The organism is Rubrivirga sp. SAORIC476, from assembly GCF_002283555.1.
GTDB lineage: Bacteria > Bacteroidota > Rhodothermia > Rhodothermales > Rubricoccaceae > Rubrivirga.
The window spans coordinates 441,994-451,978 of record NZ_MVOI01000006.1; the positions used below are offsets into that span (position 1 = coordinate 441,994).

Annotated in this window: 7 protein-coding genes; 4 read left to right on the forward strand and 3 right to left on the reverse strand. The window is 71.9% G+C overall.

Annotated features, from left to right (window positions below; genetic code table 11):
* The first annotated feature begins 184 nt into the window (after nt 1-184).
* On the forward strand, nt 185-1,702 hold the full coding sequence (locus B1759_RS13490; protein ID WP_233134420.1) for a SulP family inorganic anion transporter: 1,518 nt from the start codon (nt 185-187) through the stop codon (nt 1,700-1,702).
* A 109-nt stretch (nt 1,703-1,811) separates the two neighbouring features.
* The gene (locus tag B1759_RS13495; RefSeq protein WP_095515587.1) at nt 1,812-3,761 is read left to right on the forward strand and encodes a TonB-dependent siderophore receptor; all 1,950 of its coding nucleotides are present in this window, start codon (nt 1,812-1,814) and stop codon (nt 3,759-3,761) included.
* Between the two features lie 117 nt (nt 3,762-3,878).
* On the opposite strand, the gene B1759_RS13500 is transcribed toward B1759_RS13495, so the two are convergent.
* The 3 genes from B1759_RS13500 to tsaD are packed head-to-tail and all read right to left on the reverse strand — an operon-like array spanning nt 3,879 to nt 7,616.
* The gene (locus tag B1759_RS13500; RefSeq protein WP_143537385.1) at nt 3,879-6,134 is read right to left on the reverse strand and encodes a TonB-dependent receptor; all 2,256 of its coding nucleotides are present in this window, start codon (nt 6,132-6,134) and stop codon (nt 3,879-3,881) included.
* A gap of 50 nt (nt 6,135-6,184) precedes the next feature.
* Nucleotides 6,185-6,526, reverse strand: coding sequence for a hypothetical protein (locus B1759_RS13505; protein WP_095515589.1), 342 nt, complete (start codon nt 6,524-6,526; stop codon nt 6,185-6,187).
* A 58-nt stretch (nt 6,527-6,584) separates the two neighbouring features.
* Nucleotides 6,585-7,616 carry a tRNA (adenosine(37)-N6)-threonylcarbamoyltransferase complex transferase subunit TsaD gene (tsaD, locus tag B1759_RS13510; RefSeq protein WP_095515590.1) on the reverse strand — a complete coding sequence of 344 codons (1,032 nt, stop codon included), beginning with the start codon at nt 7,614-7,616 and terminating at the stop codon, nt 6,585-6,587.
* Between the two features lie 173 nt (nt 7,617-7,789).
* On the opposite strand from tsaD, the gene B1759_RS13515 reads away from it, so the two are divergent.
* Nucleotides 7,790-8,962, forward strand: coding sequence for a phosphopentomutase (locus B1759_RS13515; RefSeq protein WP_095515591.1), 1,173 nt, complete (start codon nt 7,790-7,792; stop codon nt 8,960-8,962).
* A gap of 27 nt (nt 8,963-8,989) precedes the next feature.
* A complete protein-coding gene (locus B1759_RS13520; protein ID WP_095515592.1) occupies nt 8,990-9,883 on the forward strand; it encodes a hypothetical protein in 894 nt (297 codons plus the stop codon).
* Nucleotides 9,884-9,985 lie beyond the last annotated feature (102 nt).

Genomic DNA, 9,985 nt, shown 5'->3' on the forward strand with positions numbered 1-9,985 from the left:
CGGGTGTGCGGGTGCCGTGAACCGAAAGGGCTTCCGGCGCAGAGGTCGGGAGAAGACGAGCCTCGAATCGCCAGAAGGCCCGATGAGACCGTATTTTTCAGGCGCGCGGCACGATTGGTGCCCGCCCTCAGGACCTGCGCCCGGTGCGCGGGTCCTTTTTGTTTCGACGCAACCCTGAGTCCGCTTGACACTCCGCCTGCCCGCCTCCCTCGATCCCGCCACGCTCCGACAGGAGTGGTTCGGCAACGTCCGCGCCGACCTGCTGGCGGGCATCGTCGTGGCCCTCGCGCTCATCCCCGAGGCCATCGCCTTCTCGATCATCGCGGGGGTGGACCCGAAGGTGGGGCTGTACGCCTCGTTCGTGATCGCGGTCACGACCTCGTTCGTCGGCGGCCGGCCGGGCATGATTTCGGCGGCGACCGGCGCGATGGCGTTGCTCATGATCACGCTCGTTCGCGACTACGGGCTGGAGTACCTGTTCGCGGCGACCATCCTGACCGGGATCATCCAGTTCACGTTCGGCGCCTTCAAGCTGGGGCGGGCGATGAAGTTCGTCCCGAAGGCGGTGATGGTCGGGTTCGTGAACGCGCTGGCGATCCTGATCTTCATGGCCCAACTGCCGCAGTTCGCGGGCCAGGGCTGGATGATGTACGCGTTCGTGGCCGCCGGGCTGGCGATCATCTACGGCCTGCCGCGCATCACGACGGCCATCCCGTCGCCGCTCGTCGCCATCGTCGCGCTGACGGCGGTGAGCCTGACGCTGTCGGGCGGCTGGGGCCTCAACACGGTCGGCGACATGGGGGCGCTGCCGACCGAACTGCCGTTCTTCTCGCTCCCCGCGGTCGGGCTGACCTGGGAGACGCTCTCGATCATCTTCCCGGTCTCGTTCGCGCTCGCGCTCGTCGGCCTGATCGAGTCGCTGCTGACGGCCCAGATCGTGGACGAGCGGACGGACACGGACTCCGACAAAAACCGGGAGGCGCGCGGCCAGGGGATCGCCAACGTCATCACAGGCTTCTTCGGCGGCATGGCGGGCTGCGCCATGATCGGCCAGTCGGTCATCAACGTGTCGTCCGGCGGGCGCGGTCGGCTGTCGACGTTCTCGGCGGGCGCGTTCCTGCTGCTGTTCATCCTGGTCCTCTCCGACTGGCTCGTGCTGATCCCGATGGGCGCGCTCGTGGCCGTCATGGTGATGGTGTCGATCGGCACGTTCGACTGGGGCTCGATCTCGTCGCTCGCGAGGGCGCCCAAGTCCGAGTCGTTCGTGATGCTGGTGACCGTTGCGGCGGTCGTGATCACGCACGACCTGTCGATCGGCGTGCTGGCGGGCGTGATCCTGAGCGCGCTGTTCTTCGCCCGCCAGGTGGCCAACCACGCCTTCATGGAGGTCGAGGAGACGCACGGCCCGGCCGGGCGGACGCACACCTACATGGTCACGGGCTCACTCTTCTTCGTGACGGTCCAGGGCTTCCTGAACACGTTCGACTTCCAGGAGGATGTGGATCTCGTCGTGCTCGACCTGTCGGCGGCCCACGTCTGGGACGGCTCGGCGGTGGACGCCATCGACCGAGCCGTGCTCCGGTTCCGCCGCCGCGGTGTCGAGGTGGAGATCGTCGGCCTCAACGAGCAGAGCCAGTCGCTCTTCGACCGCCTCGCGGTCCACGACAAGCCGGGTGCGCTGGCGGTCGCGGGCGGCCACTGACCCCACCTCGGAGGACCCGCGGACGGGGCCGCCGAGGCGGACGCAGTCGGGATCTCCAGGCGCTGCCGACGGCCTCGGCGTGGCTGCCCTTCGGTCGTAGTCTTCGGTCATGGCGCGTCGGTTCTGGAGCGGGGCCATCCTGCTGAGTCTCTGGGCATCCCCGCTCGCGGCGCAAGTCGCCGACAGCTCGTGGAGCGCTGGCACGCCACGGCTGGACGAGGTCGTGGTCCGCGAGGCGGGGACCCGGGCCGGTGTCGAGCGGGTGCCGGTCGCAGACGTGATCGCGCGGTCCCCGCAGAGCGTCGCCGACCTCGCCCGCCTGGTCCCCTCAGCCATCGCGACGATCAACTCTCGTGGCGAGACGCTGCTGCACGTCCGAGGCATTGGGGAGCGGCAGAGCACGGTGCTCCTCGATGGGGCCCCGATGACCGTCCCGTGGGACCGGCGCCTGGACCTGGCCCTCGTCCCGGCCGGAGTGATTGGGCGCCTGGACCTGGTGCGCGGGCCGGCCTCTCTGGTGTGGGGCCCGAACACGACGGGCGGGGCGCTCGATCTGGTGCCGCGCGAACGCGCGTCGGCGGGCTCGATGACCGATGTGGAAGCGAGCGGCAGGCTTCCCGTCGGAGGCCGCTTCGCTGCCACGTACCTGCGTCGGCGAGGGGCATGGAGCGGCACCCTCTCCGTCGACGGGATGGCCAGCCAGGGGGCTGCGCTCGCCCGAGAGCTGGCCTTCAGCCAGCCCGATGCGTCGCGGCGGACCAACTCGGACCGCCGGGCCGGAAGCGCGCTCGCTCGCGTCGTCTACGCGCCTCGGACTGACATCGAGGTCGCGGTCACGCTGCTCCACCTCGACGCTGCGCAGGGCGTTCCGCCCGAAGGGCACCTCGACCCCGACGTAGACCGCGTGCGGTACTGGCGCATCCCTGACTGGCGCCACACCACGCTCGTCGTCCGCGCCCGGACGCCCGCCCCGGGCGCCGCGCTCGACGCGACGGCGTGGGCGAGCACCTTCGGACAGACGATCCACCAGTTCGACGACGCTACCTACAGTCAGCGCACCGGTGGCCAGCGCGACGCGGACGACACTGTCGGTGCTCGGGCGGTGGTCGAGACGGTCGGGGCACTGGGCACCCTCCGAGCCATCGGGTGGGGCCAGGCGTCGGCGCACCGGCAGACCGAAGTCGCCGAGGGGGCGCCGACCGAGCGGTTTCGAGAGGCAGAGGTGCGGCTGGGTGTCGAAGGTGAGCGAGTGGTGGGGGCGGCGACGGCTCTCTTCGGCGTGTCCTGGGATGGGTTCGCGCCTGTCGAGGCCGCGGGGCGCCCTACGGGGCAGGGCTTCGGTCTGGCCGGGCTCGTCGCCCGCGTCGAGGTGCCGATCCGGGGAGGGCGGGCACACGCAGGCCTCTCGCGAGGCGGACGGTTCCCGACGATGCGCGAACTGTATGGTGAGGCCCTGGGCCGCTTCGCCCTCAACCCGGACCTGGGTCCCGAGACGACCTGGCAGGCCGAGGTCGGTGCGGAAACCGCGGGGCGCCGAGCCTCGGGATGGGCCACAGGCTTCGCTCGCCGGACGCGCGGGGCGATCGAGCAGGAGGTGCTGCCCGACGGTCGACGGCGACGGGTCAACCTGGGAGGGAGCCACGCGGTCGGCGTCGAGGGTGGGGTGGGGCTGCGGCTGGGCCGGTCGGCCCGGCTCGACGGCAGCGCGACGGTCCTGGCACTCCGGGGCGTCCTGGCCGATGGGCAGGAGGTGGAGATCGCAGAGCGCCCGGAGGCCCTCGCGCGTCTCGCCGTCTCCGCGCTCCCGGCCGAAGGGTGGACCTGGGCCGCCGAGGCGCTGGCCACCGGCCGGGCGGTCTCGTTCACCTCGACCGGGACCGTCGACCTGCCGGCGTCCCTCCTCGTGGGGGGACAGGTCGGCCATCGATGGCAGGCGCGGCGCGGCGTGCTGGACGTTTTCGCCCGCGTCGACAACGCGCTCGACGCCGAGGCGCTACCCCAGGCCGGGCTACCGGTGCCGGGTCGAGAGGTCCGCATCGGCCTGCGGTGGCTTCGGTGATCGGGAGCGAGGTGTCCACGGGCGACCCTACGTCCGGGGTCAGTCTTCTACGTCCCCGCTTCGGGGGGCAACCCGGCCCCGGCGGCCCCTACGACGGGGCCGCCGAGGCTGCGTGCCTCAGAGCGACAGCTTCACGCCACCGTTGGCGATGAACCCATCCGTCGGTGCCCAGATCTCGGCGAACGTCGGCGAGGTGCGGGCGCCGAGCACCACCGGACCGTAGTTCGTCTGCTGGGTGTCGAGCAGGTTCTCCAGGTTGAGGAACACGCGCGCCGGGCCGACGCGCCACTCGCCCATGAGGCCGGTCACCCAGTAGCCGGAAGTCCGCTCGCCGCCGGGCAGCGTCTGGGGGGCTGTGTAGTAGGCCTCCAGCCCGATGCGGCCTTCCCCGTGACGCTCCCACACCAGGATGGAGTACGTCTTGTGGGCGGGCGTGAGCGGGATGGCGCGGCGGGCGTTCCCGTCGGCCAGGCCCGCCTCGGTGGCGTCGAGGAGGACGTAGCCGAGGAACAGCTTCAGGTCGCCGAGGCCCAGGCGTGCGTTGGTCTCCAGGCCGCGCGTGCGGACCGGCCCGGCAGCGTTGCGGTAGCGCAGCAAGCCGGGCGCGGCGTCGCCGGCCGGGACCAGGGCGTCGTCGAGGCGGGTCAGGAAGGCGGCCTGATTGAATGAAAGCGTGACGCGGCCGCCCAGCACCGTCTGCACGTTGAGGTCCACCGTGCCACCCACCGAGGTCTCGGCCTCGACCGTCTCGTCGAGCGGCAGCACGCCCCGGAACGCCCGGCTCTCGGACGGCTCCAGGAAGACCGTCGGCGCCTGGTAGCCGAGCCCGCCGGTCGCCCGCAGGTCCACGTCCTCCGTCAGGCGGAGGAGCGCCGACGCGCGGGGCAGCACGAACGCGCCGTACGTGTCGTGCCAGTCGCCGCGGAGGCCCAGTTCGACCGAGAGCCGGTCGCCCAGGTCGCGGGTGTCCTGCACGAACACACCGACCGTCAGCTGCTCGTCGTCCAGCTCCGGCCCGACAGCGTCGCGCTGGTCGAAGGCGTCGGTGCGGAGGTCGAGGCCGACCACCACATCGTGCGCGTCGTGGTCGATCAGCGCGGACGCCTCCGCGTAGGTCGCGACCTGGAACCCCTCGAACCGGTAGTCCGGAAGCGCGAGGCGGCGGTCGAACGCGGTCGTGCTCTGCTTGGCCGTCAGCGTGACGGCCTCAGAGAGCGCGTGGTCGAACCGGAGTTGCGTCGTGAGCCGGACGCTCTCGCTCCGCTCCACGTACCCGTCGGCGCCGTCCTCGATCACGGCGAGGTCGCCGCCCTGGCGGTCCTCGGCCGTTCCCGAAAGGCCGGCCCACAGCGTCGTCTGGGGCGAGAGGTAGGCGTAGAGGCGCGGGGCGACCGTGATGCGCCGCGTCCTCGGGAGGTTGGTGAAGGCGTCTCCGTCCCCGTCGTACGCGCTTTGCCCGTTCGCCGAGGCGAGGAGCGTGTACCCGTAGCGCGCGTCGCGACCGGCGAGAAAGGCTCCCACGTCGACGCCGCCCGCGCTCGTCGCATTGACCAGCACGGACCGCTCCGGCGCCCCGAGGCGAGGCTCCCGGGAGACGAGGTTGACGAGGCCCGCGATGGCGCCGCTGCCGTAGAGCGTCGAGGCCGGGCCCTTGATGACCTCTACCTGGCGGAGGTCGAGCGGCGGGACCTGGAGGATCGACAGCCCGCCCGAGAAGCCTCCATAGAGCGGGAAGCCGTCCTTCAAGAGCTGGGTGTAGCGCCCGTCGAGTCCCTGGATGCGGATCGACGCGTTGCCCGACACCGCGGAGGTCTGCTGGACGGCGATGCCCGGCGACTCGTTGAGCAGCATCGTGATGTTGGACGGGTCCATCGACACCTTCTCGTCGATCTCTTCGCCCGCGATGGTCTCGACCCGCGTGGGGAGGGCCGCGATGGTGCGGCTCGTCCGCGTGGCAGCCACCACCACGTCGTCGAGCGACTCCTCGTCCTCCTCCAGCGCCACCTCGACGGGCGCGTCGTCGGTCCGAGGCAGGGTGATGCGGACGGTGGCGGGCTCGTAGCCGACGAACGAGACCGTCAGCGTGCGGTCGCCCGAAGGAAGGTCGGCGAGGCGGGCGATGCCGTCGGGACCGGCGGAGGCCCCGGTCGGCGGGTCGGTGTCGGCGACGACGGTCGCGCCGGAAAGCGGCGTGCCCTCGTGCTCGTCGGTCACGCGGACCGAGACGGCATGCTGGGCGGACGCGGGGGCGCTGGCGGCGAGGGCCAGCAGGACGAAGAGAGCAGGCCCGAGGCGGGTCTGGAAGAACGCGAACATGGGATCGGGGGGGACGGCCACACCGACCCCGAGGGCGGCGTGGCGCAGGTCAGGCAAACAGCGGCGGGGACCAGGCGCGGCGCGCCCGGCCGTCGTGGAGACGCCGGTCAGCCCCGCGGCGGATGCCAGACGGCACCGACCTCCTCGGTGCCTGCACGCCTCCCCGACGGGAGCACGTGTGTGGTCGCGTTCTCGCTCGCCACAGGACGCAAGGCGACGGGGGCGTTCGCCACCCGCTTGCAGCACGAGACGCACGCGCAGCACCCGCCGGCGTCCGGGCACGACTCGCCCGGCGCGCAGGGGTGCGATGCGTCGGCCTCGCTGAGCTCACCGCAGCACCCGGAGTCCGCCCACACTACCAACTCCGCCTGGACCGCCGGGGGCACCTCGGCGAGGCTCTCGGCGGGCGCCGCGAGCACAGAGAGGACCAAGACGACGAGCGCGAGCATGGACCGCAAAATCGCCGTGCTCCACCGACCCGATGGCTGAGGAATGGCAAATCCGGCGCTACAGCGCCAGACTGGGGGTCGCCCCGATGCTCAAGTCCGAGACCTCGCCCGCGGCCCACTTGGTAGCGGCCGTCACCGCGATCATGGCTGCGTTGTCGACCGAGTGTGCGGGGTCCGGGATGAAGACCTCGAAGCCATCGGCCTGTCCCGCCTCGGTCATGGCGGCGCGGAGGCCGCGGTTGGCCGAGACGCCGCCGACGACTGCCACCGCCTGCACGCCCGTCTCCTCGACCGCCTGGCGGACGCCCGTCACCAGCGCGTCCACGACGGTCTGCTGGAACGAGGCCGCCACGTCGGCGCGGTGGGCGTCGAGGACCGCGTCCGTCTCGTCCCCGAGGTCGGCGATCCAGTAGCGGACGGCGGTCTTGATGCCGGAGAACGACAGGTCGAACAGCGCGTTGCCGCGTCGCCCCTTCGGGCCGAGACGAGGGGAGGGGAGGTCCAGGAACGCCGGGTCTCCCTCGGCCGCGAGGCGGTCGATGGGGGGGCCGCCGGGGTACGGCAGGCCGAGCAGCTTGGCCACCTTGTCGAACGCCTCGCCCGCCGCGTCGTCGCGCGTCCGGCCCAACTCCTCGTGGACGAAGCCTTCCTTCACGAGCGTCAGCAGCGTGTGGCCGCCGGAGACGGTCAGGCAGAGAAACGGCAGGGGCGGACGCGGCGCCTCGATCATCACCGAGTAGACGTGCCCCTCCAGGTGGTTGACGCCGATCAGCGGGATGCCTGCGCCGACGGCGATGCCCTTGGCTGCGCTCAGCCCGACCAGCAGCGACCCGGCCAATCCCGGCCCGACCGTGACCGCGACGGCGCCGAGGTCGGCGATGGTCAGTGCGGCCTCGTCGAGAGCGGCCTGGATCGTCGGCACGATGAGCCGCTCGTGGGCCCGGCTCGCGTGCTCCGGCACGACGCCGCCGAACTGCTCGTGGATGCGCTGCCCCGCGACGACGCTCGACGCCAGCCGCCCGTCCGCCCAGACCGCTGCGGCGGTGTCGTCGCAGGAGGTCTCGATGGCGAGGATCGGGGGGAGGCTCAAGAGAGGGGGCGGGGTGCGAGAGGGAGGGATGCCGGGGAAGCCAGGAGGGATCCACGTCGGCGAGCAAATTCCGGCGACTTCGCCCGCCTCGGTGGCGAAGTCGGGCGGAAACCCTCACCTTCCGCACCTCCGCACCTCCGCACCTCCGCACCTCCGCACCTCCGCACCCAGCCATGCCCGCTCCTCTCTTCGTCACCATCGTGCTCGACGGCGCCGGTGTCGGCGATGCTCCGGACGCCGACGCCTACGGCGACGCTGGCGCCGACACGCTCGGCCACGTCATCCGCCAGCAACGCCCCGCGCTTCCCAACCTGACGCGCTGGGGGCTCGGCCACCTCGTCGATGGTCTGCCCGCGGCGGGGCCGCCCGAGGCCTCGTGGGGACGGCTCACGGAGCGCGCCGCAGGCAAGGACTCCACGACCGGCCACTGGGCGCTCGCCGGGCTCGTGCTGGAGACGCCCTTCCCGACCTACCCCGACGGCTTCCCGCCGGACGTGGTCGACGCGTTCTGCCGGAAGGCGGGCGTCGAGGGCATCCTCTCCAACGCGCCCGCCTCCGGCACGGCGGTGATCGCGGCGCTCGGCGAGGAGCACCAGCGGACCGGCCAGCCCATCGTCTACACGTCCGCCGACAGCGTCTTCCAGGTCGCAGCGCACGTCGACACGATCCCGCTGGACGCGCTGTACCGGATGTGCCAGATCGCGCGGGACGAGGTGATGGTCGGGGAGCACGCGGTCGGGCGGGTGATCGCGCGGCCGTTCGCGGGCGAGCCGGGCGCCTACGAGCGGCTCTCGGCCAAGCGGAAGGACCTCTCCCTGCTGCCCCACGCGCCGACGCTGCTCGACGACCTCCAGGACGCAGGCGTGCGGACGGTCTGCGTTGGAAAGATCGCGGCGCTGTTCGGGGGCGCCGGGGTGGACGAGGAGATCAAGACGGCGGGCAACGCGGACGGCATCCAGAAAACTCTCGACGCCATCCGCGCGGTCACCGAGGCGGACGTGCCGACGTTCATCTGGACCAACCTCGTCGACTTCGACGAGCTCTATGGACACCGCAACGACCCGGCAGGCTACGCGGCTGCGCTGGAGGAGGTCGACGCCGCGCTCCCGGCCTTCGAGGCCGCGCTCCCCGACGGGGCCGTGCTGCTGCTCACCGCCGACCACGGCAACGATCCGACCTACCCAGGCACGGACCACACGCGCGAGCGGGTACCGATCCTGCTGTTCCGCAAGGGAGAGACTGCCGGACAGGATCTCGGAACGGCGGGCACATTCGCCGACCATGCCGCGAGGGTGGCAGGGCACTTCGGACGGTCCGCACATCGGCCGGGGGAAAACAGAGGGTAGGTTCGCGCCCCTTTCCTTCCTCAGACCATGCGTCTCGTCCTGCTCGCCCTCGCCCTGACCTCTGCCGCCGCCGCCCAGCCCGGCTGGCGAGCCATCGAGGCGGACAGCCCGACGTTCTCGGTCGACGTGCTGACCGCGGTCGGCGACGATCCGTCGTTCCTCGCGATCGACGAGCAGGGCAACCCGGTCGGTGAGTTCAAGATCAGCACCCTGTCGATGTCGGTCCTGCTCGCGGCGCGCGTGCCAGTGGGCGACCTGCTGACGGTCGTGGGCGAGGTGCCGTTCGCGTACGTGTCGTACGACTACCCGGAGGTGTTCGACATCGACCCGACCCTTCGCGACGCGGACCTGGACGACATCGCATTTGGCAATCCGTACCTCGGGGTGGAGGTGCAGTCCGGCCGGGACGTTACGCTGGGGGCGGGCGTCCGGCTTCCGCTGTCGACGACGGGCGACTTCGCGATCGCTCAGGGGTGGCAGGCAGGCCTCGCGACCGAGGTCGAACGGTTCGAGGCGTACCTGCCCGACACGTTCACGGCGTCGGCGAGCGTCGCGGTGGCCCCGATGCTCAGCGACCGGGTGCGCGTCCGCGCGCGGGTGGAGCCGGCCCTCCTCGTGCCGACCGGCGACAACACCGACTCGGGCGTCGACCTCGCCCTGGGCGGCTCCATCGGCCTCGACGCCGCGCTCGGGCGGGCAACGCTGAGCGGTGGATTCCTGACCCGGCGGACGCTCACGGATGGACGCTTTGGTGGTCTCCGCGAGGTCGGTGTGTTCGAGGCCGACGCCACCGCCCTGCTCGGGGCCACGCTCGACCTCGGGCGCGTCCGGCCGGGCCTCGACGTGCGCGTGCCGCTCTACGACACCACGCTCCAGCAGGACGCGACGATCGGCCTCCGGGTGGACGTGGCGTTCCCCTGAGCCGAGCGGCGCCGGACCGGCTCCGGTACGTTCCGGGCACCGGGTCTGTGTGGATTGTACCAGGTCGCGACAGTCCGTCCAGACCGGGGCGCGGGCTATGGA